Origin of the sequence: Thiocapsa sp. (assembly GCF_035467215.1) — a bacterium.
Classification (GTDB): Bacteria; Pseudomonadota; Gammaproteobacteria; order Chromatiales; family Chromatiaceae; genus Thiocapsa.
Map to the genome: position 1 here is coordinate 1 of NZ_DATITZ010000346.1, position 25,358 is coordinate 25,358.

General features: G+C 64.2%; 25 protein-coding genes. 11 read left to right on the forward strand and 14 right to left on the reverse strand.

Annotated features, from left to right (window positions below; all coding sequences use genetic code 11):
• Positions 1–23: 23 nt before the first annotated feature.
• The 9 genes from VLR48_RS18645 to surE all read right to left on the reverse strand — a co-directional run bounded on the left by VLR48_RS18645 (position 24) and on the right by surE (position 7,183).
• Complete coding sequence (locus VLR48_RS18645; protein WP_325293222.1) at positions 24–170, reverse strand: hypothetical protein; 147 nt, start codon at positions 168–170, stop codon at positions 24–26.
• A gap of 74 nt (positions 171–244) precedes the next feature.
• On the reverse strand, positions 245–1,159 hold the full coding sequence (gene ccoP, locus VLR48_RS18650) for a cytochrome-c oxidase, cbb3-type subunit III (RefSeq protein WP_325293223.1): 915 nt from the start codon (positions 1,157–1,159) through the stop codon (positions 245–247).
• Positions 1,146–1,361, reverse strand: a complete 216-nt coding sequence (locus VLR48_RS18655; RefSeq protein WP_325293224.1) for a cbb3-type cytochrome c oxidase subunit 3 — start codon at positions 1,359–1,361, stop codon at positions 1,146–1,148. Before VLR48_RS18655 ends, ccoP begins: the two co-directional genes overlap by 14 nt.
• The gene (gene ccoO / locus VLR48_RS18660) at positions 1,354–2,100 is read right to left on the reverse strand and encodes a cytochrome-c oxidase, cbb3-type subunit II (RefSeq protein WP_325293225.1); all 747 of its coding nucleotides are present in this window, start codon (positions 2,098–2,100) and stop codon (positions 1,354–1,356) included. The genes VLR48_RS18655 and ccoO overlap by 8 nt, the downstream gene beginning before the upstream one ends.
• 18 nt (positions 2,101–2,118) lie before the next feature.
• On the reverse strand, positions 2,119–3,552 hold the full coding sequence (gene ccoN, locus VLR48_RS18665; protein ID WP_325293226.1) for a cytochrome-c oxidase, cbb3-type subunit I: 1,434 nt from the start codon (positions 3,550–3,552) through the stop codon (positions 2,119–2,121).
• Between the two features lie 227 nt (positions 3,553–3,779).
• Entirely contained in the window at positions 3,780–4,814 is a 1,035-nt protein-coding gene (gene rpoS, locus VLR48_RS18670; protein ID WP_325293227.1) for an RNA polymerase sigma factor RpoS, read from the reverse strand.
• A gap of 30 nt (positions 4,815–4,844) precedes the next feature.
• Positions 4,845–5,756 carry a peptidoglycan DD-metalloendopeptidase family protein gene (locus tag VLR48_RS18675; RefSeq protein WP_325293228.1) on the reverse strand — a complete coding sequence of 304 codons (912 nt, stop codon included), beginning with the start codon at positions 5,754–5,756 and terminating at the stop codon, positions 4,845–4,847.
• Positions 5,757–5,771: 15 nt separating this feature from the next.
• The gene (locus VLR48_RS18680; protein WP_325293229.1) at positions 5,772–6,404 is read right to left on the reverse strand and encodes a protein-L-isoaspartate(D-aspartate) O-methyltransferase; all 633 of its coding nucleotides are present in this window, start codon (positions 6,402–6,404) and stop codon (positions 5,772–5,774) included.
• Between the two features lie 29 nt (positions 6,405–6,433).
• On the reverse strand, positions 6,434–7,183 hold the full coding sequence (surE, locus tag VLR48_RS18685; protein WP_325293230.1) for a 5'/3'-nucleotidase SurE: 750 nt from the start codon (positions 7,181–7,183) through the stop codon (positions 6,434–6,436).
• A gap of 492 nt (positions 7,184–7,675) precedes the next feature.
• On the opposite strand from surE, the gene VLR48_RS18690 reads away from it, so the two are divergent.
• The 3 genes from VLR48_RS18690 (at position 7,676) to lgt (ending at position 11,289) form a co-directional block, all read left to right on the forward strand.
• Complete coding sequence (locus tag VLR48_RS18690; protein ID WP_325293231.1) at positions 7,676–8,224, forward strand: Smr/MutS family protein; 549 nt, start codon at positions 7,676–7,678, stop codon at positions 8,222–8,224.
• A gap of 187 nt (positions 8,225–8,411) precedes the next feature.
• Positions 8,412–10,334, forward strand: coding sequence for a hypothetical protein (locus VLR48_RS18695; protein WP_325293232.1), 1,923 nt, complete (start codon positions 8,412–8,414; stop codon positions 10,332–10,334).
• Positions 10,335–10,461: 127 nt separating this feature from the next.
• Positions 10,462–11,289 (forward strand): prolipoprotein diacylglyceryl transferase, encoded by an 828-nt coding sequence (lgt, locus tag VLR48_RS18700; protein ID WP_325293233.1) that lies wholly within the window; start codon positions 10,462–10,464, stop codon positions 11,287–11,289.
• 220 nt (positions 11,290–11,509) lie between these two features.
• On the opposite strand, the gene rpsT is transcribed toward lgt, so the two are convergent.
• Entirely contained in the window at positions 11,510–11,773 is a 264-nt protein-coding gene (rpsT, locus tag VLR48_RS18705; RefSeq protein ID WP_093026946.1) for a 30S ribosomal protein S20, read from the reverse strand.
• A 445-nt stretch (positions 11,774–12,218) separates the two neighbouring features.
• Here rpsT and VLR48_RS18710 point away from each other — a divergent pair, with 445 nt between their 5' ends.
• The 7 genes from VLR48_RS18710 (at position 12,219) to VLR48_RS18740 (ending at position 21,125) form a co-directional block, all read left to right on the forward strand.
• Entirely contained in the window at positions 12,219–12,515 is a 297-nt protein-coding gene (locus tag VLR48_RS18710) for a glycine zipper domain-containing protein (RefSeq protein WP_325293234.1), read from the forward strand.
• A gap of 291 nt (positions 12,516–12,806) precedes the next feature.
• Complete coding sequence (murJ, locus tag VLR48_RS18715) at positions 12,807–14,342, forward strand: murein biosynthesis integral membrane protein MurJ (RefSeq protein WP_325293235.1); 1,536 nt, start codon at positions 12,807–12,809, stop codon at positions 14,340–14,342.
• Between the two features lie 120 nt (positions 14,343–14,462).
• Positions 14,463–15,458: a bifunctional riboflavin kinase/FAD synthetase gene (gene ribF, locus VLR48_RS18720; protein WP_325293236.1), complete on the forward strand. Its 996-nt coding sequence runs from the start codon at positions 14,463–14,465 to the stop codon at positions 15,456–15,458.
• 136 nt (positions 15,459–15,594) lie between these two features.
• On the forward strand, positions 15,595–18,426 hold the full coding sequence (gene ileS, locus VLR48_RS18725) for an isoleucine--tRNA ligase (RefSeq protein WP_325293237.1): 2,832 nt from the start codon (positions 15,595–15,597) through the stop codon (positions 18,424–18,426).
• An 82-nt stretch (positions 18,427–18,508) separates the two neighbouring features.
• On the forward strand, positions 18,509–18,991 hold the full coding sequence (gene lspA, locus VLR48_RS18730) for a signal peptidase II (RefSeq protein ID WP_325293245.1): 483 nt from the start codon (positions 18,509–18,511) through the stop codon (positions 18,989–18,991).
• Positions 18,988–19,893 carry a 30S ribosomal protein S6--L-glutamate ligase gene (gene rimK / locus VLR48_RS18735; RefSeq protein WP_325293238.1) on the forward strand — a complete coding sequence of 302 codons (906 nt, stop codon included), beginning with the start codon at positions 18,988–18,990 and terminating at the stop codon, positions 19,891–19,893. The genes lspA and rimK overlap by 4 nt, the downstream gene beginning before the upstream one ends.
• Before the next feature lie 188 nt (positions 19,894–20,081).
• Entirely contained in the window at positions 20,082–21,125 is a 1,044-nt protein-coding gene (locus VLR48_RS18740) for a succinylglutamate desuccinylase/aspartoacylase family protein (protein ID WP_325293239.1), read from the forward strand.
• A 6-nt stretch (positions 21,126–21,131) separates the two neighbouring features.
• On the opposite strand, the gene VLR48_RS18745 is transcribed toward VLR48_RS18740, so the two are convergent.
• A complete protein-coding gene (locus VLR48_RS18745) occupies positions 21,132–23,075 on the reverse strand; it encodes a hybrid sensor histidine kinase/response regulator (RefSeq protein ID WP_325293240.1) in 1,944 nt (647 codons plus the stop codon).
• Positions 23,072–23,860, reverse strand: coding sequence for a phosphate/phosphite/phosphonate ABC transporter substrate-binding protein (locus tag VLR48_RS18750; protein WP_325293241.1), 789 nt, complete (start codon positions 23,858–23,860; stop codon positions 23,072–23,074). Before VLR48_RS18750 ends, VLR48_RS18745 begins: the two co-directional genes overlap by 4 nt.
• A gap of 418 nt (positions 23,861–24,278) precedes the next feature.
• Between VLR48_RS18750 and VLR48_RS18755 the strand changes: the two genes are divergently transcribed.
• On the forward strand, positions 24,279–24,743 hold the full coding sequence (locus tag VLR48_RS18755; RefSeq protein WP_325293242.1) for a DsrE family protein: 465 nt from the start codon (positions 24,279–24,281) through the stop codon (positions 24,741–24,743).
• A gap of 108 nt (positions 24,744–24,851) precedes the next feature.
• Here the strand turns inward: VLR48_RS18755 and VLR48_RS18760 are convergent, their stop codons facing one another.
• The gene (locus VLR48_RS18760; RefSeq protein ID WP_325293243.1) at positions 24,852–24,986 is read right to left on the reverse strand and encodes a DUF29 family protein; all 135 of its coding nucleotides are present in this window, start codon (positions 24,984–24,986) and stop codon (positions 24,852–24,854) included.
• A 127-nt stretch (positions 24,987–25,113) separates the two neighbouring features.
• Positions 25,114–25,358: putative PEP-binding protein (locus VLR48_RS18765; protein WP_325293244.1), on the reverse strand; the 245-nt coding region annotated here is incomplete at its 5' end.

The window sequence follows — 25,358 nt, forward strand, 5'->3', positions numbered from 1 at the left end:
ACATGACAGCGCATCCGACGCCTTCAATGCTCGTTGTTTTTATGCGCCTCCGCATCCCGATTCATCAAGGTGATGACCTTGTAGACCAGAAACACGATGATCAGGATCGCGATGATCACCATCGCGATCGACATCAAAGTCACGAAGTCCCACGTCAGTCCTCCGGTCATGTCGATCTCCTCCCCTGCTCCCCCTTGTTGTATCGGCGGGCCGGCAAGCCGGCCCGCACGTCTTCAGACGCGTCTCATCCGCCGCCGCCGAGCTGGTGAACGTAGATGGCGAGCTTCTTGATGTCCTGATCGTCCAACTTGCGAACCTCGACATCGTCCACCTTCGCCACCGAGCCGAAGGCCGGCATCACCGCATCTCGTGTCTCGGGGATGCCGGGCTGGTTGACGCCGTACATGATCGTATGACGCGCACTTTCGAAGCCACCCGGCTCGAAGCGCCAGATGCTGTCGGTCAGATTCGCCGCGCCGACACTCACGATCTCGCCGTCCCCCAGCTCGACCAGCACACCGTTCGCCTTCTCGCCGTGACAGGCGTTGCAGCCCTTGGCGGTATACAGCGCCCAACCCTCCGCACTGCCTGCGCCGCCTTCGGTCATCTCGACGACCCAGCGTGCAAGCGCATCGATCTCCTCTTGGGAGAGGATCTTCGCATGGGCGGTCATGGCACCCTTGCGCCCGTTCGTAATGGTCTCGCTGAGCTTCGCGATCGAGCCACCGTAAAGCCAGTCATCGTCGGCCAAAACGGGATACCCTGGATTGCCTTGTCCGCCGCTGCCGTGACACGCCGAACAGTAATCGCCGAACAGCACCTTCGCGGAGGCCAGGGTGTACTGCAGCAGGCCCGGATCAGCAATGATCTCCTCGGCGGTCATTTGGCTGATCTGTTCTTCGAACGGACCGCGCTTCGCGTCGACCTGAGCGACACCCTGCTCGTATTCCTGAATCTGCGTCCACCCCAAGAGCCCGGGTGTCGCCTGCTGACCGACCGGCCAGCTCGGATAAAGGATCGTGTAGACGATGACGAAGAGGATGGACGCCCAGAATCCGAGCATCCACCAACGCGGCGGCGGATTCGCCAATTCCCGCAGGTTGTCGTCCCAGACATGCCCGGTATTGTTCTCGCCGGGAAAGGGGTTATTTTCGGCCATGTGGGTCTCCGGTGTTCTCGTTGTCCTCTTCGAACGGGATATGTTTCATGGCTTCGAGCTTTTCCCGGTTCTTCGGACGGAAGACGTAGAAGTAGGCACCGACCATCAGCAGGAAGATCACGACGGTGAGGATCGTGCCGATCCAATCGTTCGTCGTCATCGCCTGCCAATCGGTCTGGAGATAGTCGCTGAGACTACTCACGGTAGGTCTTGGACTCGTCGAGGGCGACCATGGTGCCGAGGACCTGCATGTAGGTCACCAACGCGTCCATCTCGGTCTTGCCGTCTACGAGGGCCGGTGCGGAATCGATATCGGCATCCGAATAGGGCACCCCCACCGTGCGCATCCCACGCATGTGCCGCTGCATCTTCTTGCCGTCGAGATAATTCTCGTCCAGCCAGGGGTAGCCCGGCATCACGGACTCCGGAACCAATGAGCGCGGCTCGCGCAGATGCTGACGCTGCCATTCGTCGGAGTACTTCCCTCCGACACGCGCCAGATCCGGACCCGTCCGTTTCGAGCCCCACTGGAAGGGGTGATCGAACATGGACTCGGAGGCCAGCGAATAATGACCGTAGCGCTCGCGCTCGTCGCGGAAGGGACGGATCATCTGCGAGTGGCAGAGGTAGCAACCCTCGCGTTGGTAGATGTCGCGCCCGGCCAGCTCAAGCGCCGTGTAGGGACGCATCCCCTCGCCCGGCTTCCAGTTCCATTGCTCCTTCCCGGCCTCGTCGACCACGACGATCGGCTCGGCTCCCGCCTTCTCCCACACGATCTCCGGATAGGTGTTGTGCTCCATGGTGTTCTTCATATAGAAGAGCGGGACGATCTCCACCAACCCACCCACGGACAGCACCAAGGCCGTCACGATGAGCAGGCCCCAGATATTGACCTCCATCCATTCCTGAAAGGACTTCGGCTTCGTCTTTTTATCGGCCATGAGATGCTACTCCGGGGATCATGCCGCTGCCGGCAAGGCGCGCGCCTTGCTCAGGCTGCCTTCGGACAACGACTTGCGCACGGTCATCAAGATGTTGAAGAGCATCACGATCGCACCGAGCAGGAAGATCGCACCACCGACCGTACGCATCGCGTAGTAGGGGTGCATGGCGTCTACTGATTCGACGAAGGTATAGGCCAAGGTGCCGTATTCGTCATAGGCCCGCCACATCAGCCCCTGCATAATCCCGGACACCCACATGGCGACGATATAGATCACGGTGCCGATCGTCGCCGTCCAGAAATGGAAGTTGATCAGGCGTACCGAGAACATCTCGGTGTGATACAGACGGGTCATCAGGTGGTAGATGGCACCGATCGAGATGCCGGCCACCCAACCCAGCGCACCGGAATGCACGTGACCGATGGTCCAGTCGGTGTAATGGGAGAGTGCGTTGACGGTCTTCAGCGACATGACCGGACCTTCGAAGGTCGACATGGCGTAGAAGGCCAGTGCGATGATCAGGAACCGCAGAACATAGTCGGTCCGCAAACGATCCCAGGCACCCGAGAGTGTCATCATGCCGTTCACGGCGCCACCCCAGGAGGGGATGATCATGGCGATGGAAACCGCCGCCCCGAGCGACCCGGTCCAATCCGGCAGCGCGGTGTATTGCAGATGATGCGCGCCGAGCCAGACGTAACCGAACATCAAGGCCCAGAAATGGATGACCGAAAGACGGTAGGAGTAGATCGGACGCCCCGCCTGCTTGGGCACGAAGTAATACATGATCCCGAGGAAGCCGGCCGTCAGGTAGAACCCGACCGCGTTATGTCCCCACCACCACTGGATCATGGCGTCCTGAACGCCCGCGAAAACCGAATAGGACTTGAAGAGTCCGACCGGGATGGCCAGGCTGTTCACCACGTGCAGATAGACGATCATGATCATCATGCCGAGGAAGAACCAGTTCGACACGTAGATGTGCGAGGACTTCCGGTTGGCGATCGTCATCACGAAGTTGATCGTGAACGAGAGCCAAACCACGGCGATCAGGATGTCGACCGGCCACTCGAGCTCGGCGTATTCCTTCGATTGGGTCAGACCCAGCGGAAGGGTGATCACGGCCAGCACGATGACGAGATTCCAACCCCAAAAGGTAAACCACGCCATCTTGTCGCTCCAGAGGCGTGCGCCGCAGGTGCGTTGGACGGTATAGAAGGCGGTGGCCATCAGGGTACAGCCGCCGAAGGCGAAGATGACGGCGTTGGTATGGAGCGGGCGCAGACGCCCGAACGATAAATAGGGGCTATCCAGATTCAGCGCCGGCCAAGCCAGCTCTGCTGCGATATAGACCCCGACAGACGCGCCCACCACCAGGTAGACGACGGCCATGACCGTGAACCAGCGTACAACGTCGAAGTTGTACTTCCGTTCCAGACTGGCTTCCATTAGACCCTCCCAGAAAACGTCGGGAAAACAACAAGGATTATAAGGCGATCCAGCCGTCTCGTTATGTCGCCCCATCGGGCGACAGTGCGCGGGTCATATCACTGGATCAGAGTCCTAAAGTCAACATAGGAGCAGGGCATCCGACCTGATCCATATGGGATATACCGCTACAGTCATTGACCTGGATCAGTTTTTGGCGGGGGAATCACGGATCCGGACGAACGGCACTACTTGAAAAAGGCGTCGATCGAAAACCCTTCTTTTTCCAGGATATCGCGCAGGCGCCGCAACGCATCCATCTGGATCTGACGCACCCGCTCTCGGGTCACGCCCAGCTCCTGTGCGACGTTCTCGAGGGTCGAGTTCTCGTAACCGTGCAGACCGAAGCGACGCTCCACCACCTCGCGCTGCTTGGCGTTGAGCTTTCCGAGCCAGTGCTCGATGTTGCCTTGAATATCGGTGTCCTGGATGCGGTCGGCCGGATCGTCGGCGGCCTCGTCCTGGAGCATGTCGACCAGCGGCTTGTCGGCATCCTTGCTGTAGGGCGTGTCCACCGAGGCGATGCGCTCGTTCAACCCGAGCATCCGTTTGACCTCGCCGATCGGCTTGTCGAGCAGGACCGCGATGTCCTCCGTGGTCGGCTCATGATCCAGCCGTTGCGAGAGTTTTCGCGCCGCCTTCAGATAGATGTTGATCTCCTTCACGACATGAATCGGCAGACGCACGGTCCGCGTCTGGTTCATGATCGCCCGCTCGATCGTCTGACGGATCCACCAGGTGGCATAGGTGGAGAAACGAAACCCTCGCTCCGGGTCGAATTTCTCTACGGCGCGGATCAACCCGAGGTTGCCCTCTTCGATCAGATCCAACAGCGGGAGCCCGCGATTGAGATAGCGCCGAGCGATCTTCACCACCAACCGCAGGTTGCAGACGATCATGCGGTGACGCGCGGCGTTGTCGCCGCTTTGTGCTGCCCGCGCGAGACTGACCTCTTCCTCCGCGGTGAGGAGCTTGGACTCGCCGATCTCGTTCAGGTAGAGACGGGTCGCATCGAAATCGCCTTCGCCCGAGCTGAAGCGCTCGGCGGCGGGTTCGACGGTCGCCGGCTCGATCGGCTCGGACTCGACCGGATCGGCGTCGTCGGAGTCGATCTCCTCGTTGGTCGGCTCGGAGTCCTCGCCGTCGAGCAGGATCTCGCCGTCAAGCTCCGAGGCGAGATCGGCAACATCGACCTTGGGCTCACGAGCGTCGGCGCTTGACATCCACATCTTCCTCCGTCGGGTCGGACGCGGTTAGGTGCGCGGAGGCAGATAGAGTAGCGGGTCGACGGCGGTGCCGTCTCGGCGAATCTCGAAGTGCAGTAGGTAGCCGCCCCCGTCGACCGCTTGACCTACTTCCGCGACCGCCTGCCCGCGCTTCACCCGATCCCCCTCGGCAACGAACAGCCTGCGATTAAACCCGTAAGCGCTCAGATAATTGTCGTTATGTTTGATGATGATAAGGTTGCCGTACCCTTTGAGTCCACCGCCGCTGTAGACGACCTGGCCATCGCCTGCGGCCGTCACCTGCTCGCCGGCGCGCCCGCGGATCCGGATACCTTGGCGCGTGCGGTCGCCGGCGCTGAACCTCTGCTTGAGCGAGCCCTCGAGCGGCCACGCCCAGGCCACGCCGGAGGCCGCGGTCGGGCTGGCGGCGGGGCTGGCCGCCGCCTTGCGAGGCACGTCTCGCGAAGCAGTCTCGGCGCCGGCCGCCTGTGGCGGACTCGCCGCAGGCGCCGGTGCAGCGACCACCGCCGGCGTGCTCGGGGCCGCGGAGGGCTGCGGCGCGGGCGAGCCGTCCGGAGGCACCACCCGAAGGAGTCGACCGGCATAGATCGAGTAGGGTGACTCCAGACCATTCCAACCCGCGAGCGTCCGAACGCCCAGGCCGTGCCGAGTCGCGACCTCGCTGAGCGTGTCACCCCGGCGGATGAGGTAGTAGCCGTCCGGAACCGGACCGACCCAATCCCAGCCGCCGACCGGTGCCGGCCCCTTGGAGGCGCAGCCTCCGAGCAGTGCGATCATGAACAGGCCAAGCACGCAGAGGCCGATCGACGGCCTCGCGAGCCGCCGCACCGCATTCGCGACACGACCGTCGCGGCCAACCGACAGCGACGGCGGCCATCCGCACGTCGAGGCGGCACGGGTATGCTCCAGACCGAGCATCCGGATCTCCTTCTTTTAAGACACGCCCGCAACCAGGGGCACGAAACTGACCGGCTCGAGGACCTCCTGCTCGAAGCCTTGAGCGGTGCGCGTGACGCGCAGAAGCACCTGGGACTCCCCTTCCCAGATCGGCAGGATCATGACGCCCCCGGGCGCCAACTGCTCGGCCAAGAGGCGCGGAACTCCGCGCGGCGCCGCCGTCACCAGGATACCGTCGAAGGGGGCATATTCGGGCCAGCCCAGCGCACCGTCGTCATGGCGAAAGCGGATATTTCGATATTCGAGCAGGCGCAATCGATCCCGAGCGCGCTCGAGCAAGGCCCCGATCCGCTCGACGCTGTAGACCCGACGCACCAAAGACGCGAGAACCGCCGTCTGAAACCCCGAGCCCGTGCCGATCTCGAGCACGGTATCGGGCTTGGATGGCTCCATCAACGCCTGAGTCATCCGCGCGACCGTATAGGGTTGAGAGATGGTTTGGCCATGGCCGATCGGCAGCGCCGAGTCCTCGTATGCGCGGCTCGCCAACGCCTCGTCGACGAACAGATGGCGCGGCAATCGGCGGATCACGTCGAGGAGCTCGGGCATGCGGATCCCCGCCTCTTCCAGACGCTGAATCAAGCGCGCGCGTGTGCGCTGCGAGGTCATCCCGATCCCTTGGTGCGCAGTCCCGGCCCTCAAGTGCGCGTGTCCAACCATTGGCGAACGGACTCCAACGCACTGTGTCGGGTGAGATCCACCTGCAGGGGTGTGATCGAGACGAAACCGCTGCGCACAGCGAAGAAATCCGTGCCGGGCCCGGCGTCCTGCTCCGGACCGGCGGGTCCGACCCAATAGATGCGACGCCCGCGCGGATCCAGCGCCGGGACGACGGCCTCCGCCTTGTGCCGATGCCCCAAGCGGGTCGCGACGAAGCCCTTGATCTGGTCGTACGGAACATCCGGTACGTTGACGTTCAGGATGATGCTGGACTCGAGCGGCGCCTCCCGCAACCGGGTGACCAGTTGAACCGCCACTGCCGCGCCGGTTTCCAGGTGCTGCGGCTCATGCGCGTACATGGAGACCGCAATCGCCGGCAGCCCGAGGAAGCGTCCCTCGGTGGCGGCCGCAACGGTCCCGGAATAGAGCACGTCGTCGCCGAGATTCGGACCGTGGTTGATCCCGGCCACCACGATATCCGGATCGACATCGACCAGGCCGGTCAAGGCCAGGTGAACGCAATCCGTCGGGGTCCCGTCGACACGGATGTAGCCGTTCGCCATTCGGGTCGCGCGCAGCGGTACATCGAGGGTCAAGGAGTTGCTGGCGCCGCTGCGGTCGCGCTCGGGCGCCACGACGAGGACATCTCCGAGCGCGGAAAGGGCGTCGGCAAGCCTGATCAGGCCGGGCGACTGGTAGCCGTCGTCGTTGCTCACGAGAATCTTCATGTCGTCCTAAACCGCGCCCGGCGCGGTATGCGATGTTCTGGGATGGTATTGACCCCGGCAGACTTGACGACCGCTGGAGTCGGCGCGGTTTAGAATATTGAAAAATATATCATTTTAAACCGCATCTCCGTTAAGAGCCGTGGATGCACCAATCGTCGATCTCACTCGGAAACGAGCATCTCGCTCTGGACGAGGTTTAACCGCATTCGAAGAAACCGATACTCGATCAGGATCCGCCGCGTCGGGGGACGCCCGGATCATACTCAAAAGGACCCCCACCGGCACCCCGCGCGCTTGGACCCGTCTCGGCCGGGCAGCGCTGCTATACTGCGGCGCCGAACGACGACGCGACGCGAGCCGACGCGGCCGGTCGAGAGCGACCCGGCGGATGCCGGCGTGATCATGCCTGCGGACTTTCGCCTCCTCGTGATGTCCTAAGCCGGACCCACGGGCGACCCCTTCCGTCCAAGCGCAACGATACCCTGTCCAGACATGAAGAAACAAATCCAAGAATCTGATTTGGCATTGTTTCGCGAGCATGTCCAGGACGCCGAGCCGGTTCGCCATGACCAGGTCGAGCATGAGCGGCGCCGACCGCCACCCGTCCCGCGCCCGCGCCCCGTCGAGCTGCCCGAGGCACAAGGCGGCACCCTGTTGTCCGAGTCGGAGGTGGAGACGCATGAGTTTCTCCTCTTCACGCGCCCCGGTGTCCAGCGGCGCCTGATGGCCGAGCTGCAGCGCGGCGGCATCGAGGTCGGACTGGAGCTCGACCTGCATGGACTGCATGCCGAGCAGGCGCGCGGACTCCTCGCCGAGTTCCTTGCCGAATGCGCCCGGCGCCACGTCCGGTGTGCACTCATCGTCCACGGCAAGGGCTATCGCTCGGCCGGCCGGCAGCCAGTGCTCAAACAGAAGGTCAATTATTGGCTGCGTCTCTACGACGAGGTACTGGCCTTCTGCTCCGCCACGCGACGCGACGGGGGGACAGGCGCCGTCTATGTCCTGCTGCGCAACCCGAGCAAGTCGAGCCGGACGCCCTGAGCCCGTGCCGTCCCTCGCCGTAACTCATGATCTCGCCGCACGCAATTCGCGCCATCCGACGCGCACGACAGGCCGTCGGACATGGCGCGGAACCTTAGCCGTCGTCCTGCGGATCATCGCGATTCTGATCCTTCTTCCCGCGGAGGACGGGGCGGCAGTGGGAGACGGAGGGTCCGGCGGGCCGATCATGGGACTCGCCTATCAGCCCTATGTCGGCCAATGGAGCGCGTCCCCCGACAACCCCTTCGCACCCGACCGGCTCTATACCCCGGCGTTCAACAGCTACCGCGGCGGCATCTCCTTGACCCAGCCGCACGCCGGCCTCTGGGCGGCCCGCCAGCAGGTGGCGCTGCATTTCGATCGCGAAGGCCGAGTGAGCCGGATCGAGGCCAGAGGCGTCTTGGACCTGGACCTCTCCGCGCTCCGGGACGCGAGCGCAAGTGCATGGAGCCGAAACTATTTCAAGCACTTCGAGGGCCCGACACCGCAGGCCGCGGTCTCGGTCGACCATCGGGGCTCGGTCTATCGCCAGCTCGCCTTCCTCGTGCAGGAGGCCGGCGGAGCCCCGCTGACCCTCTCCACCTACGGCACCGGTTTCGACCTCGGCTATTGGCGCAGACTCGGCGAGGAGGAGTTCGTGGTCCTCCCGGTCTGGGCCGAGAACCGGGTCGACTTCTTTGCCGCCGATGCGCAAACGCCGACGACCCAAACCGCGATCGACGAGCTCTACCTCTACTTCCCGCCCGAGGCGACCTTTGTCGTCCCCGCCCCGGACCACGTCATCCTGGAAACGACCGGAACCGCCGGGCATGATCTCGCGCTCGCGGCGGTCCATCTGCGCATCTTCGAGCCTGCGGATCGAGACGCGCCCGGGGCCGTCCTGAATCCCGGCTTCTTCCTCGGCGACGCCAATGCGCAGATCGCCATCGCCGCAGCCGAGATCAACGCTAGCGCCGGCAAGACAATCCTGACGATCAAGCAGGGTGTGCCGAACATCGCCGTCGACGACACCCTGATCAACCCGCGCATGCGCTTCGCCATCCGCGCCGCACTCGCCCAAGCCCAGGTCGCCAACGAACGCCACCCGGGGACAGTCACCCATCTGATCGTCTCCAACGAGTATGCCGAGGTCACCGCACCGCTCGGCGACACCATGACACCGACCCGACAGGTGACCGAGATGGTGCGCTTCGCCCGTGCGCAGCTGGCGCCCGGCGGCGACTTCGAGGGACTCGGACTCGCGCTCGGGGTCCGGAGCCACGGCTTCCGGGGCGCGGATGCCGACTCGACCGACCCTGCGATCCGACGATTCACGCAGGATGTGCGCGAGCTGATCCGTGTGACGGACGTCCTCATGGAGAACATCTACCCAAGCCCGGAGGCGGTGGAGCAGGCGCGAAAGACCGGGCATTGGGACGCCTTCTTCGACCGCGAAGACGGCGAGCTGTCGATCCAGTGGCGCCGGTTGGAGACATCGATCGCGGGTCTCGCCGACGGCAAGAGGGTCGAGCTCATGATCGGCGAGATCGGTCATCCCACCAACGGCATCGCCTTCAATCTCCCCGGCTATGTCGTCGGCGCCCGGCCAGTTGCATCCGGATCGGCATTCGCCCGTGTCCGAGAGCATCTCGCCGAGAGCGACACCCGTATCGACCAGCCGGGCATCGATGCCTTCCAGGCATACTTCAACGCCTCGACGAGTGCCTCCTTCTTGACCGAGGCATTCCGCTGGTCGCGAGACACAGGGGTTCAGATCCACGCCTTCGAGGCCTTCGACGAGCCGCACAAATCATCCCAAAACCTCCCGCTCGCGGGTCTCGGTCTCGCGGAATCGATCTTGAATCAAGGCGGGAGCTATGGCGCCGAAGGCTTCTACGGGATCTTCCGATACACGGGCGTCGCCGGCTTCTCCGCAACGTCCCCGGACCCGATCACGCCCGGTGCCAAGCTTCTCGACTCACTCCCCGAGGATTCAGAGGGGGCCGTTCCGCAGTGGGCGTCTCAATTCGCCGGGCAGTTTCTGTCCAAACTGCCGGACTTCGACTTCCGAGGCACGGCGCATGCGTTCGTCCGAGGGGTTGCAACCCCGGAGCCCGGGCTCGGCGATTGATCATGCCGACAACCCACCGTCGGCCGTCGACCGGGATCGCCGGACGGATGCCGCCCCGGCGCTCGGTGCGATGCGTCTCGAAACTTAAATCTTCCAACCCGAAACCGCCCTGTATACTAGCGCCGCCATGTTGACCTATCCCGATATCGACCCCGTCGCACTCGGCCTTGGACCCCTGCGGATCCACTGGTACGGGCTCATGTACCTCGTCGGATTCGCCGCCGCCTGGATACTGGGGCGCTGGCGGGCAGGCCGCCCCGGATCGGGCTGGACATCCGAAATGGTCGACGATCTCATCTTCTACGGTGTCATCGGGACCATCGTCGGGGGGCGGCTCGGCTACATGCTCTTCTACGGGTTCGACCAACTGGCCGCGAACCCGCTGAACATCCTCAAGGTCTGGGAAGGCGGAATGGCCTTCCACGGCGGGCTGATCGGGGTCTTGATCGCGATCTACCTGTTCGCCCGCCGCCATCGCATGCGATTCTTCCAGGTCGGCGACTTCCTCGCCCCGCTGGTGCCTCTGGGCCTCTTCGCCGGGCGAATCGGCAACTTCATCAACGGCGAGCTCTGGGGTCACCGGACCGATCTCCCCTGGGGGATGCGCCTGCCCTGCCTGGAATTTCCGGCACAATGCGCGGATCTCCCCCAAGGGACGGTTTGGAGCATCCCGGTGCACGCCTCGCAGCTCTATCAGGCCGCACTCGAGGGTCTTGCGCTTTTCATTATCCTCTGGATCTTTTCGAGCAAACCGCGCCCCATGATGGCCGTCTCCGGCGTCTTCCTGCTCGGCTACGGGCTCTCCAGGTTTGCCGCTGAATTCGTGCGCGTGCCGGACGCCCATATCGGCTATCTCGCCTTCAACTGGCTGACCATGGGCCAGCTTCTGTCGACGCCCATGATCCTGCTCGGCGCCCTGCTGCTCGCGCTCGCCTACGGACGCCGCGCGGCGTAAGCCGACGGAGACGTCCGTCCATCGCCTTGGTCTCAGCTCTCAGCTCTCAGCTCTCAGCTCTCAGCTCTCAACTCTCAACTCTCAACTCTCAACATCCTGCACCCAGAACGCTCACGGCTGATAGCTGACAGCTCTCTCTGAGTCCCGCCCCAGAAGGCATAAAAAAACCGGCCTCGAAGGCCGGTTTTTTCGTGCGCTGGAGATCGGTGCCGAACAGCGACTAGCTCATGCCCTTGATGTGGGCATTCATCCGGCTCTTGTGACGAGCGGCCTTGTTGGCATGAATGAGACCCTTGCGCGCGGCACGATCGATGCGCGGAACCGCATCCTTGAAGGCTTGGACGGCAGCTTCTTTGTCGCCGGCCTGGATGGCTTTGATGACCTTCTTCATGAAGGTACGCAGGGTGCTTCGCTGCGAGGCGTTTTGCTGACGACGGTCTTCCGACTGACGGGCGCGCTTGCGGGCTTGTGCTGAGTTTGCCAAAGGGGTCTCCTGAAAATCCGGCGCTCTAGTGCTGTAATCCGAGTAAAGACCGCGTAGTATCCATGTGCCCTCGGGTGCTGTCAATGCGTGCGTGCCCGTTCCAGCAATTCCCGCTGTGTACGCCCGAAATCGTTCGAAACCGGCTCGCACGCCTGTAGGCGTGTGATGATTCCTCACAAATTAAGATTTGACCAAATTTCGATTTATAAATGAAACTTTGCGTACGAGGAATTTTCTCGAGGCCAAGCGGACATATTGCTCCCGAGCTGAAGCGGCTTGCGGCGGAAATTGCCGATCGACAACGGTACGCCCCCGTAATCGATCCAACAGCCTGTTTTTGTCCCAGCTCCGGGCATTAACCGCATCACATTCCGCGTGCTCTCGGACAGAGCCGCATCCATCCTCGCAAAGAGCAAGGAGGCCCATGCACTCGGAGACCGGAAACATGAAGACCATACCCTTTTTCGTCACGGCGATCCTTGCCGCCACACTCATAGGCTGCGGCACGACCACAGCGTCGCGCACGACGAGCGGCGCGGCGGCCGGTGCCGCAGCGGGCGCGGCCATCGGATCCGCGAGCGCCAACGCGGGTCGCGGCGCATTGATCGGAGCCGGCGTCGGTGCGCTCGGCGCCTTCGCCTACGATCAGCATGAGAAGGAGCTCCAGCAGCAGCGTGATCGCGAGGCTTGGGAGGCTCAACGCAACCAGCAGCTGTACCAGCAGCAGTCCACGAGCTACTGACGACCAACCAGCCGCTAGGTTCGCAAGCCAAAGCCATCACCACCCGAGCAGTCGGCTCCCGCCCCAACTCAGTTCGGCCCCTTGCACCTTTGCCCTCGCAGACCCGACGCCGCGGTGCTTCGCACCGACGGCGCTGCCCTCGGAACCCCGACGTGATCAGGATGTGTCGCACATATCCGAGATCCTAACGGGCTGGTCGTAGCCCGAGCGGTTCGGCCTTTCCGATAGATCGATCGCCGCCGTCCTCCTCACGCCCCTATAATCCGCGCTTTTTGCGGAGTCGTATCAGCCGTGGCCTCACTCGCAGCCTCGATCGCCAAGGTCGGCAGCAACACCTTCCTCTCGCGGGTCCTCGGCTTCGTGCGCGACCTGGTGGTCGCCCGGATCTTCGGTGCCGACGCCGGCACGGATGCCTTCTTCGTCGCCTTCAAGATCCCGAACTTCATGCGCCGGCTGTTCGCCGAAGGCGCCTTCTCCATGGCTTTCGTGCCGGTGCTCAACGAGTACAAGGAGAAACGCGGCTTCGAGGCGCTCAAAGCCTATGTCGATGCGGTCGCCGGCACGCTCGGCGCCGTGTTGCTGCTGGTCACGGTGCTCGGTGTCTTGGGCGCGCCGGTATTGATCCTGATCTTCGCCCCGGGCTTCTTGAACGAGCCCGAGCAGCTGGCCCTGGCCACCGAGATGCTGCGGCTCACCTTTCCCTACCTCTTGTTCATCTCGCTGACCGCCTTCGCCGGCGGTATCCTCAATACCTACGAGCGTTTCGGCATCCCGGCCTTCACGCCGGTTCTGCTCAACATCTCGCTGATTCTCTGCGCCGTCTATCTCGCGCCGCTGATGGACAGGCCGATCGTCGCGCTGGCCTGGGGCGTCTTCATCGCCGGAATCGCGCAGCTGCTCTTTCAGATCCCCTTCCTGCGACAGCTCAAGCTGTTGCCGCGCCCGCGCCTGGCGACGGACGATCCGGGCGTGCGCAAAACGGTCAAGCTGATGGTGCCGGCACTCTTCGGTGTCTCGGTCGGTCAAATCAGCCTGCTGCTCGATACCCTACTGGCGTCTTTCCTAGTCACCGGGAGCATCTCCTGGCTCTACTATTCGGACCGGTTGATGGAGTTCCCGTTGGGGATCCTCGCCGTCGCGCTGGCGACCGTGATCCTGCCGCGCCTGTCGCAGCGTCACGCGGCGGATGATCCGGTTGCCTTCTCCTACACGATGGATTGGGCCCTGCGTTGGGTGTTGTTGCTGGGCGTGCCCTGTGCAGTCGGTCTCCTCCTCTTGGCCGGCCCCATGATCGCGACACTTTTCTATTCGGGCGAATTCGGCGCAAACGATGTCGAGAAGGCCAGATTGAGCCTCATGGCCTACTCGCTCGGCCTGGTTGCCTTCATGGGGATCAAGGTATTGGCGCCCGGTTACTATGCCCGTCAGGACATGAAGACCCCGGTGCGGATCGCGGTCATCGCGCTGGTGACCAACATGACCTTCAACCTGATCCTGATGTTTCCCTTCGGTCATGCCGGGCTGGCGGCGGCCACGACGATCGCGGCCATCACCAATGCAGGCTTGCTGCTGCGCGGCCTGCTCAAGGAACGCATCTTTCGCCCGGAGCGCACGTGGATCCCGCTGATGATCAAGGCGATGATCGCCAATCTTCTGATGGGAATCGTCATTTATCTGGGGGTCGGCGTGACCGCGGACTGGATCGCGATGGGTCTCGGCGAGCGCATCTGGCGCCTGCTGATGTGGATTCTGATCGGCGGGGCTGTCTATGCCGGCGCACTCCTGACCTTGGGCATTCGCCCGCGGCACTTCATGGGACGGGAATAGGTCGGCGTCGCCGGCGGCGGGCGATCGACAGTCGACTCGACCGGCCAAGGGTCGCTTGACGGTTCGGGGCGTCGCGGTGCTCGCGTATACTGGCGCTCCGGCTTCCCGAGGCAGAAGGCAATGCGGCTGATCCGAGGCTTACACAACCTGCGCCCGACCGACCGAGGTTGCGTTGCGACCATCGGCAACTTCGACGGTGTCCACTTGGGACACCGGACCGTCTTCCAGCGGCTGCTGGCGCGCGGGCGGGAGCTCGGTCTGCCGGCGACCGTCATCACCTTCGAGCCGCAGCCGATGGAGTTCTTCGCGCCCGAGTCGGCCCCCGCACGGCTCACGCGGCTACGCGAAAAGCTCGCGGCGATCCAGGACTGCAGCATCGAGCGGGTGATGCTCCTCGAGTTCAACCCGAAGCTCGCCGGGATGGGTGCACGCGACTTCGTGCAGCGACTCCTGCTCGACGGGCTCGGCGTACGGTATCTCCTTGTCGGCGACGATTTCCGCTTCGGTCGTGGACGCGAAGGGGACTATGCCCTGCTGCACGCGATGGGACAGGCCGGCCGGACCGACGGCAGCGGATTCGAGGTCGAGGATCTGCACACCATTACACACGGCACCGAGCGGATCAGCAGCACCCGGGTGCGCGATGCGCTCGGTCGCGGCGACCTCGAGCACGCCCGTCACCTGCTCGGACGCCCCTACCGGATGCAGGGTCGCGTCTCCCACGGCGCCAAACGCGGTCGCAGCATCGGCTTTCCGACCGCGAATATCGACCTGCACCGCCGCTTCAGCCCGGTGCGCGGCGTTTACGCCGTCATGGTATCCGGGCTCGGCCCGACCCCGCTCCCGGGTGTGGCCAACGTCGGCACACGCCCGACCGTCAACGGCAAAGACTATCGCCTCGAGGTCCATCTCTTCGACTTCGATCGCGAGATCTACGGACACCACCTGGAGGTCGAGTTTCGCCTGAAGCTGCGCGACGAGAAGCGCTTCGAGTCATTCGATGCGCTCAAGGAGCAGATCCAGGTCGATGCCCGCGTGGCACGCGAGTATCTCCGATCGACCGGGCTGCATGGCCCTGAGAGCCCCCGGTCCCCGGCCGCCGGCCTCCAGCCCTGAGTCGGCTCTAGGCTCGGCCCCTGACGCGATCACCTTTGCCTCGCGCGACCGAGCAAGCCACAATCGTCCTTTGTTCGCCCCGGAGCCCGTTCGAGGATCCTACGCGACCCCTTCCGACGCACCGAGACCAAGCCACGTGACCGATTACAAAGACACCCTGAATCTCCCGAACACGGGCTTCCCGATGAAGGCGAACCTCGCCCAGCGCGAGCCGGAGATGCTCAAACGCTGGGAGTCGATGGCGCTCTACGCCCTGATCCGCCAAGCCCGCGCGGGCGCTCCGACCTTTATCCTTCACGACGGCCCGCCCTACGCGAACGGCGAGATCCATATCGGTCATGCGGTCAACAAGGTGCTCAAGGACATCATTGTGAAGGCGCGCACGCTCGACGGATTCGATGCGCCCTATGTGCCGGGCTGGGATTGTCACGGCCTGCCGATCGAGCTGCAGGTCGAGAAGAAGAAGGGCAAACCGGGACACAAGATCAGCGCCGCTGAATTTCGCGTCGCCTGTCGCGACTATGCCGCCAAGCAGGTCGACGGCCAGCGTGCCGACTTCAAACGTCTGGGCGTCTTCGGCGACTGGGAGAACCCCTATCTGACGATGGACTTCGCCTTCGAGGCCGAGATCATTCGCTCGCTCGGGCGCATCATCGCCAACGGCCATGTGCAGAAGGGCTTCAAGCCGGTGCACTGGTGCATCGACTGCGGCTCCGCCTTGGCCGAGGCCGAGGTCGAGTATGCCGACAAGCAATCGATCGCGATCGACGTGCGTTTCCCGGTGGTCGAGCCCGAGTCGCTCGCGGCGCGCTGTCATGCCACGCCCAACGGCTGCGGCGAGGGTCCGGCCTCGATCGTCATCTGGACCACCACGCCCTGGACCCTTCCGGCCAACCAAGCGGTCGCACTCAATCCCGAGCTTGAATACGTCGTCGTCGCGGTCGAGTCCGCGCAGGGCCACGAGCGTCTGATCGTCGCTGAGGGTCTGCTGAAGGACACCATGGCCCGCTGGGGCATCGAGCACTATCGCGTACTGGGCTACGGTCGCGGCATCGATTTCGAGGGTCTCAAGCTCAAGCACCCCTTCTACGACCGCGAGGTGCCCGTGATCGTCGGCGAGCATGTGACGCTCGACGCCGGCACCGGCGCCGTGCATACCGCGCCGGGCCATGGTCTGGAGGACTATATCGTCGGTCAGCGCTATCACCTGCCGGTCCACAACCCGGTCGGCGGCGACGGCCGTTTCCTGCCCGACACGCCGCTGTTCGCGGGCGAGAATGTCTTCAAGGCCAACGAGCAGGTCGTCGAGACCCTCAAGGCCACGGGCGCGTTGCTGCTCGAAACCCGCTTCACCCACAGCTATCCGCATTGCTGGCGACACAAGACCCCGATCATCTTCCGCGCCACCCCGCAGTGGTTCATCGGGATGGAGAAACAGGGCCTGCGCAAGGCCGCCCTGCGCGAGATCGGCCATGTGAGCTGGATGCCCGATTGGGGTCAGAGCCGGATCGAAGGCATGGTCCAAGGCCGGCCAGACTGGTGCATCTCGCGCCAGCGCACCTGGGGCGTGCCGATCACCCTCCTCGTCCATAAGGTCACGGGCGAGTTGCATCCGCGCACCGCCGAGTTGATCGAAGAGGTCGCGAGCCGGGTCGAGCAGCAGGGCATCGAGGCCTGGTTCGCGCTCGCGCCGGCCGACCTGCTCGGCGAGACGGAAGGCGCCGAATACGACAAGGTCCACGACACCCTGGATGTCTGGTTCGACTCGGGCGTCACCCACGCCTGCGTGCTCGAGCATCGCGACGGGCTGCGTGCACCCGCCGATCTCTATCTGGAAGGCTCGGATCAGCACCGCGGCTGGTTCCAAAGCTCGCTCATGACCTCGGTGGCCATGTACGACCGTGCGCCCTATCGGCAGGTCCTCACCCACGGCTTCACGGTCGATGCCAAGGGCGAGAAGATGTCCAAGTCCAAGGGCAACGTGGTCAAGCCGCAGGATGTCATGAAGACCCTGGGTGCGGACATCATCCGTCTGTGGGTCGCGGCGACCGATTATCGTGCGGAGATGAGCGTCAGCGACGAAATCCTAAAACGCACCGCGGATGCCTATCGGCGCATCCGCAACACCGCGCGCTTCCTGCTCGCCAACCTCGACGGCTTCGACCCGGCAACCGACCGGGTCGCACCCGACGCCATGATCGAGCTCGACCGCTGGGCCGTGGATCGCGCCTTCCAACTTCAGCAGGAGGTCGTCGAGGCCTATCGCGACTACCAGTTCCACCTCATCTATCAGAAGGTTCAGCAATTCTGTGTTGTCGACATGGGCTCCTTCTATCTGGACGTCATCAAGGATCGTCAATACACCACGCCGGCGGACAGCCTGCCGCGTCGCTCCTGCCAGACCGCCATGTACCACATCGCCGAGGCGATGAGCCGTTGGCTCGCCCCGATCCTCAGCTTCACCGCCGAGGAGATCTGGCAGCACCTGCCGGGCGATCGCACCGAGACCGTCTTCGTCGAGACCTGGTACGAAGGGCTCTTCCCGCTCGCCGACGGCGACCCCATGGACCGCGCCTTCTGGGATCAGGTCATCGCGACCCGGTTGGCCGTCGGACCCGCCTTGGAGACCGCACGCAAGGCGGGACTCATCGGCTCGTCGCTGGATGCCGAGCTGGAACTCTATTGCGCCGAACCCCTCTGCGCCCTGCTCGGTCGCCTCGGGGAGGAGCTGCGGTTCGCACTCATCACCTCCGAGGTTCGCCTGCACCCGGCAAGCGAGCAACCGACGGATGCGGTCGACACCGAGCTTGCGGGACTCGCCGTGCGGGTGCGGCCCTCCACGCGGACCAAGTGCGTGCGCTGCTGGCATCATCGGCCCGATGTCGGCACACACGCCGAACACCCGGAGCTCTGCGGTCGGTGCGTGGAGAATGTCGCAGGTAGCGGCGAGGTCCGCCGCTATGCCTAAGGCTCACGCGTCGGCGACGGACGCCGCACCGGTCGACTCGGCGACCCACTCGGGGCATGGCCCAAGCACCAAAAGCGGCGTCATGAAACACTGGCTCTGGCTCTCGCTCGTCGTCCTGGTTCTGGACCAAGCGACCAAGTGGTTGGTGCTGGGTCTGCTCGAGCCGTTCGAGGTCATCGAGCTGATCCCGAATCTCAATCTGACCTTGATGTTCAACACTGGCGCCGCCTTCAGCTTTCTCGCCGATGCCGGTGGCTGGCAGCGCTGGCTGTTCGCGCTCGTCGCCGTCGGCATCACCGGCGCCCTCACGATCTGGCTGCTGCGCCTGAAGTCCGGCGAGGGCTGGCTGGCCTTCGGCCTGGCACTGCTCATCGGCGGAGCCATCGGCAACCTGATCGACCGGGTCCTGCTCGGTCACGTCGTCGACTTTATTCAGGTGTATCTTCCCCTCATCCCGCTCGCCCTCTTCAATCCCTGGCCCTCGTTCAACATCGCGGACAGCGCCATCAGCGTCGGCGTGGTCATCATGCTGATCACGACCCTGGTGACGCCCGAAAAGTCATGAAGATCGCCATCCTCTCGCGCAATCCGACCCTCTACTCGACCCGCCGCATCGTCGAGGCCGCACGTGCGCGGGGACACGAAACCAAGGTGATCGACGTCTTGCGCTGCTACATGAACATCACCTCGCACGCGCCCTCGATTCACTATCGGGGCGACGAGCTCACCGAGTTCGACGCCGTCATCCCGCGCATCGGTGCCTCGGTGACCTTCTACGGCACCGCGGTGCTGCGTCAGTTCGAGATGCTCGGGGTCTATCCCCTGAACGAGTCGGTCGCCATCAGCCGCGCGCGCGACAAGCTGCGCTCCCTGCAGTTGCTCTCGCGCAAAGGCATCGGGCTTCCCATCACCGGATTCGCTCACGCGCCGGACGATGTCGAAGACCTGATCAAGATGGTCGGCGGAGCCCCGCTGGTCATCAAGCTGCTGGAGGGCACCCAGGGCATCGGCGTGGTGTTGGCCGAGACCCAGCAGGCCGCCGAGAGCGTGGTCGAAGCCTTCATGGGCCTGAAGGTCAACATCCTGGTGCAGGAGTACATCAAGGAGGCCAACGGCGCAGACATCCGCTGTTTCGTGATCGGCGACAAGGTGGTCGCGAGCATGAAGCGCCAGGCCAAGCCCGGCGAGTTCCGCTCCAATCTGCATCGTGGCGGCAGTGCCTCTCTCATCCGCATCACACCCGAGGAGCGCTCGACCGCCACCCGAGCGGCCAGGATCATGGGCCTGAACGTCGCCGGCGTGGACATCCTGCGCTCAAATCACGGCCCGGTAGTGATGGAGGTGAACTCCTCGCCCGGACTCGAAGGGATCGAGCGCGCCACCGGCAAAGACATCGCCTCGCAAATGATCGAGCTCGTCGAGAAGAATGCCGCGCTCGGCAAGACACGCACACGCGGACAGGGGTGATTCCGGGAAAGCCACCAGCCACCAGCCACCGCATTATTCTGCATCGCGTTTGCAGCTCAACGGCTCCCTGTAGGCTGATAGCTGATAGCTGGAGGCTGGAGGCCGGAGGCAGAAGGCCAAAAGCCAACCCCCACAAGATGGCAATTTCATGACAAGATCGCGGCGTCTGTCTCCAAGGACGCCAGCCGATGACCGCAGATCCAGTCACCATCGCCGGTCGCGCGATCAAACCCGGAGAGCGCACCCGGGTCGACATCCCGCTACCCAATCTCTACACCACCACACCGGTCTTTATGCCGGTGCATGTGGTTCGAGGTCGACAGCCCGGCCCCCGTCTGTTCGTCACGGCGTCCGTTCACGGCGACGAGATCAACGGGGTCGAGATCATCCGCCGGCTGCTCCTGCAGAAATCATTGAGCCGCCTGCGCGGTACCCTGCTCGCCGTACCCGTCGTCAACGTCTACGGCTATGTCCGCCAGTCACGCTACCTACCGGACCGACGCGACCTCAACCGCAGCTTTCCCGGATCGGAAAAGGGCTCGCTCGCGGCACGGCTCGCCGCAACCCTCGTCAGCGAGATTGTCGAGGGTTCCACCCACGGGATCGATCTCCATACCGGGGCGATCCACCGCGAGAACCTTCCGCAAATCCGGGTCACACTCAACGCGAGCGAGGACATGAATGCGTTGGCGAAGGCGTTCGAGACACCGGTCATCCTGGACGCCGAGGTCCGCCCGGGCTCGCTGCGTGCGGAGGCCACGGCACGCGACATCCCGATTCTGCTCTACGAAGGCGGCGAGGCACTGCGTTTCGACGAGTTCGCGGTCCGTGCCGGTCTGCGCGGGATCCTCGGCGTCATGCGGCATATCGGGATGATACGTTCCGCCCAGGCCCGCCGAGCGATCGGCCACGAGCCGCTCGTCGCCCGCTCCAGCGTCTGGGTTCGTGCCCAGCAAAGCGGCATCCTGCTCTCGCTCACACCGCTCGGCGCGCACGTCAACAAGGGCGACACCCTGGGAATCATCACCGACCCCTACCGACCGGTCGACGACCCGGTACTCTCGCCCGTGAGCGGCATTGTCATCGGCCGCACCAACCTCCCGCTCATCACCGAAGGCGAGGCCCTCTATCACCTCGCCTGCTTCGGCAAGCCGGAGGCCGCCGCGGTCTTGCTGGAGCAGTACCGGTACGCACTGGATCCGGATGACGAGGATGGCACCGTCATTATTTGACGGCTGTTACCGCGGCTCTCCCGATCCGGCGTCTTGTCCATGCCAGCGCGCGAGCACCGCCAGCAGGTTCGCGCGGACGAATGGCTTTGTGATGAAGTCGTCCATCCCCGCCGCCATGCAGCGATCCTCCTCTTCCTTCAACGCATGTGCCGTCATCGCGATGATGGGCACCCGGCCGGGGTAACCGGTCAGCGCGCGTATCCGCCGCGAGGCCTCGATCCCGTCCATGACGGGCATGGACACATCCATCAAAATGCTCCCGACCGGCTCGCCGCAGACCGCCTCGAGGGCCTCGGCACCATTAGTGGCGATGCGCACCTGATAGCCCGCCTTTCTCAAGGTCGCCTCGGCCACCATGCGATTGACCTGGTTGTCGTCGACCAGCAGAATCGGCAGAGCACCGCGAGCCTCCCGGTCCGCAGGACGGCAGGTCGGGGCAGGCCGCAGAGGTTCGGTCGGGGCGATCCGCTCCGCTGGTATCAGGGTCAGCTCGAACCAGAAACAGCTTCCGCGACCGGGGGTACTCTCGACATGGATGCTCCCGCCCATCAGATTGACGATGCGCTGCGAGATCGCGAGCCCGAGGCCGGTTCCCCCGCGCCGGTCGTAGCTCAGAGCATCGTTCACCTGCGTGAATTCGTCGAACAGACTCGCCTGACGCTCCGGCGGAATCCCGATGCCCGAGTCGATGACCTCGAAGCGCACACGCTGACAGGCCTCGCCGGGGCATCGGGTCTCCACATGCAGCTCGATGCGGCCCGCTGCGGTGAACTTCACCGCATTGCCGGCCAGATTGATCAGCACCTGACGCAAACGCACCGGATCGACCGACACCGTGTGTGGCAAACGCGGATCGAGCCGGACCTCCAGCGTCAGCCCCTTGGCCTGCGCGAGCGGCAGGACCATCGCCGCCGCGGCACGCACCAACCCCGCCAGATCCACCCGCTCCGGGTAGAGATCCATCCCGCCCGACTCGATCTTGGAGAGATCGAGCACGTTGTTGATCAGCTCCAGCAGCGCCCGGCCCGCGTCCCGCGCGACACCCAGCTGCGCATGCTGCTCGGCCGGCAACACCCAGTCTTCGGCGAGGTCGAGTGTGCCCAATACGGCATTCAGCGGGGTGCGCAGCTCATGGCTCATGTGCGCCAGAAAACGGGACTTGGCCGCATTGGCCCGGGTGGCCTCGGCGGATGCCGCCTCCGCCTCCTCGGCGGCGGCCTCGGCACGACGGCGGGCCTCGTCCAGCTCCGCGTAACTGCGCCGCAGACGCTCGGACATGGCGTTGAAGGCGCGTGCCGTATCCGCGATCTCGTCGCGGCCGCGTACCGGCACCCTAGACCCGGGGCCGCCCTCGACGATGGCCTGCGCCGCCCCGCGCAGGCCCTCCAAGGCACGGGTGAGATAGGTCCCCAGCAGGATCGAGAACAAGGCCACCAGCACGACCTCGATCGTCGCGATGCCCAAGAGGTGCGCACGCGCCTCGTCGAAGAGCTGTTCCTGCCCCTGCGTGGAGATCCCCAGCTCGATTCGGCCGAAATCCATGCCGCCCTCGCGGATCGGCGCGTCGGCGTCGAAAACCCCGTCGGCCGGACGCACCTGCTCCGAATCCGCCCGGTACGGCCTGGCAAGAACCTCGGGCGCCCCACGCTGGACCAAGAGGTTGCCGTGACCGATGACGCGCAGGTAGGCGGTTTGCTCGTTGACCATGACCTCGTCGGCAAAGGTTTCCAAGCTGGCCAAGTCCTCGGACAAGACCGCGTCTTTGGCCAAGGCGGCGAGCTGTGCGGCGGTACCGGCGGCGCGCTCGGCGATGGAGCGGGCGCCGGAATCGCCCAGATAGCTCAAGCTCGACCATACCAAGATGGCGAGCAGGACGATCTCGATCAGCGCAATGCCGAGGACGGTCTTGCCGCGAAACGACAGGATCAAACCGGTCCGGCCCAGGCTCATCGGCGGGTGTCGATGGTTCCGGTCTCGATCGGGAGGTCGATTCCGAGTGCGCGCACGTCGTCCCAGTCGGCATCTTCGCCGGGCTCGATCCCCTCGAACTCGATCGCCTCCAGCAGCTCGGCCCCCAGTGGTGTCTCCGCCATCGCCACCATGGCATCACGGATCCTCGCCACCAATGCGGGGTCGATCCGCGGGTGCGCGGCAATGGCGTGAGGCGTGTAATCGAGGGTTGTCCAGAGCACCCGCAGCTGATCCCGCACCTCCGGCTCGGTCCCCTGAAAGGTCCGCTCGATACCCCCGCCGGCGGGATAAAGCCCCTGGACCACGGCGCGATACACCGAATCGTGCGAGCGCACATAGTGCGCCTCGATGTCGATCCCGGCTTGACGCAGCGCGGCCTGCGGCAAGACGCTGGCGGCAAAGGCCGCGGGCGCCGGAAAGGCGACCGTCTTTCCAGCCAGGTCGGCGATGTCCCTGATCGGCGAATCACGCCGCACCACCAGCAGTCCGCGGATGCGGTGATCGCGTTGCCGGGCGAAGGCACGATAGCCGGGATCTTTGCTGAAGACCGTGTAGTGATAGGGATTCATGTAGGCCAGATCATAGTCGCCCGCGGCCAGCCGACGCTCGAAGGTCGGGATATCCGGTGCCGTGCGGAAACCGATCCGCACCCCGGTGCGCGCCCCCAGGTCGTCCAGGATCGGCGACCAAAGCCGCGCAAGCTTGCTCGCGGCCTGTTGAGGCACAACCCCGAAGGTCAGTGGTGCAATTTGATCGGACTTCACGGGCGACTCGGACGCCGACTCGATCGCGGCGTCGCTCGGTTGAGGCCACGCACACGGAACAGGCGATGCGAGCATGAAGACAAGAATCAGTAGAGGTCGGAGCATTCGGAATTCCGCATCGTCAATGGATCCGCTGGGGAGCCATGGCCGCAAAGAAGAACAACCTGCTGTTTTCGCCCGATCCCTGCCCCTATCGCGCCTGCTCGGGAAGGCCGTCCACATCGGGCTCCACCTCCGATATCCCATACGATAAGCGCTGAAATCTCGGTGCCTATTCTGACATATGCTCTCAGGAGGTCGGCGATCCATTTCAACCGCAGGCGCATACGCGACGCATCCGGTCCCGGCGCCGGCTTGCGACTGAACCGGCCGAACCTCGAGCATGACAAACAGAAGAATTACCAATGGAGCAAATACGATGAAACGCGCAATCCTGGCCTCGGCCCTCGTCCTGCTTGTCGTCGGCGTCCCATACGCCGACGAGCGCTACGCTCAGCAGAAAGTGGTCTATCACATCAACATCGACGACGCAGACACACAGATCGCAGCACTGCGCAACATTCAGAATCACATCGATGCGGTCGGGGCCGACAATATCGAGGTCAAGGTCGTCATGCACGGCGACGGCATCTCGTTGGTCGTCGAGCCGGACGCATTGGAAGGCACCAAGATGAAGGCGGCCAACGCCGACCAAGAGATGGCCGCCCGGATCGATGGACTGAAACAGCAGGGGGTAGCCTTCGAGGTCTGTGCGAACACCCTGAAGGGGCGCAATGTCGAGATCGACGACATGTACGACGTGAGCGAGGCCGATATCGTGCCGAGCGGCGTCGCCGAATTGTCGCGACTCCAGCAGCAAGGCTTTACCTATATCAAGCCTTGAGAGCGTCGCAGCTCAGCCGAAACACGCGGTTTGGGCAGCATGCCCGACCGCGATCCCCTTCTCCGGGAATCGCTTGATTGGGTTCCTACCCGACGGGGACGAAGCGTCTCAACCTGCCGACAACCAATCCCCATCCAGCACTTCGTCGACGGTCCAGGGACAGGACCTCGGCAGATCGGCGATCCCGGTCTCGCGGGTGGCGGCGTCCAGCGCATCGTCCCAGGCATCGTTGACGGCATCCAAGCGCATCGCTGCGCAGTGCGAACGACCACCCGCTCCCCTCCGACGGTTGATGTGACGACATACCCGCGCGGACGACGTCGCTCCCGCAACCAACGGCCATCCTTGGCCAGAGAACCGCTCCCCTTCCCTATCGAGCCGCCTTCAGAGCCGCATGTGCCGCGGCGAGCCGGGCGACCGGCACGCGCGGACCCGAGCAGCTGACATAGTCCAACCCGGCCTCATGACAGAAGGCGATCGAGGCGGGGTGGCCGCCGTGCTCGCCGCAGATGCCGACATGCAGGTTGGGCTTGACCGAGCGGCCCCAGTCCACGGCCAGCGCCATCAGCCGTCCGACGCCCTTGACGTCGAGCACCTCGAACGGATTGTCCTGCA

Coding starts and splice junctions, on each gene's coding strand:
- VLR48_RS18755 (WP_325293242.1), top strand. CDS start 24,279: ATGAAACGCGCAATCCTGGCCTCGGCCCTCGTCCTGCTTGTCGTCGGC.
- VLR48_RS18710 (WP_325293234.1), top strand. CDS start 12,219: ATGAAGACCATACCCTTTTTCGTCACGGCGATCCTTGCCGCCACACTC.
- rimK (WP_325293238.1), top strand. CDS start 18,988: ATGAAGATCGCCATCCTCTCGCGCAATCCGACCCTCTACTCGACCCGC.
- VLR48_RS18675 (WP_325293228.1), bottom strand. CDS start 5,756: ATGCTCGGTCTGGAGCATACCCGTGCCGCCTCGACGTGCGGATGGCCG.
- surE (WP_325293230.1), bottom strand. CDS start 7,183: ATGAAGATTCTCGTGAGCAACGACGACGGCTACCAGTCGCCCGGCCTG.
- ccoN (WP_325293226.1), bottom strand. CDS start 3,552: ATGGAAGCCAGTCTGGAACGGAAGTACAACTTCGACGTTGTACGCTGG.
- ccoP (WP_325293223.1), bottom strand. CDS start 1,159: ATGGCCGAAAATAACCCCTTTCCCGGCGAGAACAATACCGGGCATGTC.
- rpoS (WP_325293227.1), bottom strand. CDS start 4,814: ATGTCAAGCGCCGACGCTCGTGAGCCCAAGGTCGATGTTGCCGATCTC.
- ribF (WP_325293236.1), top strand. CDS start 14,463: ATGCGGCTGATCCGAGGCTTACACAACCTGCGCCCGACCGACCGAGGT.
- ccoO (WP_325293225.1), bottom strand. CDS start 2,100: ATGGCCGATAAAAAGACGAAGCCGAAGTCCTTTCAGGAATGGATGGAG.
- VLR48_RS18745 (WP_325293240.1), bottom strand. CDS start 23,075: ATGAGCCTGGGCCGGACCGGTTTGATCCTGTCGTTTCGCGGCAAGACC.
- VLR48_RS18695 (WP_325293232.1), top strand. CDS start 8,412: ATGGGACTCGCCTATCAGCCCTATGTCGGCCAATGGAGCGCGTCCCCC.
- VLR48_RS18645 (WP_325293222.1), bottom strand. CDS start 170: ATGACCGGAGGACTGACGTGGGACTTCGTGACTTTGATGTCGATCGCG.
- VLR48_RS18740 (WP_325293239.1), top strand. CDS start 20,082: ATGACCGCAGATCCAGTCACCATCGCCGGTCGCGCGATCAAACCCGGA.
- lspA (WP_325293245.1), top strand. CDS start 18,509: ATGAAACACTGGCTCTGGCTCTCGCTCGTCGTCCTGGTTCTGGACCAA.
- VLR48_RS18690 (WP_325293231.1), top strand. CDS start 7,676: ATGAAGAAACAAATCCAAGAATCTGATTTGGCATTGTTTCGCGAGCAT.
- lgt (WP_325293233.1), top strand. CDS start 10,462: ATGTTGACCTATCCCGATATCGACCCCGTCGCACTCGGCCTTGGACCC.
- VLR48_RS18680 (WP_325293229.1), bottom strand. CDS start 6,404: ATGACCTCGCAGCGCACACGCGCGCGCTTGATTCAGCGTCTGGAAGAG.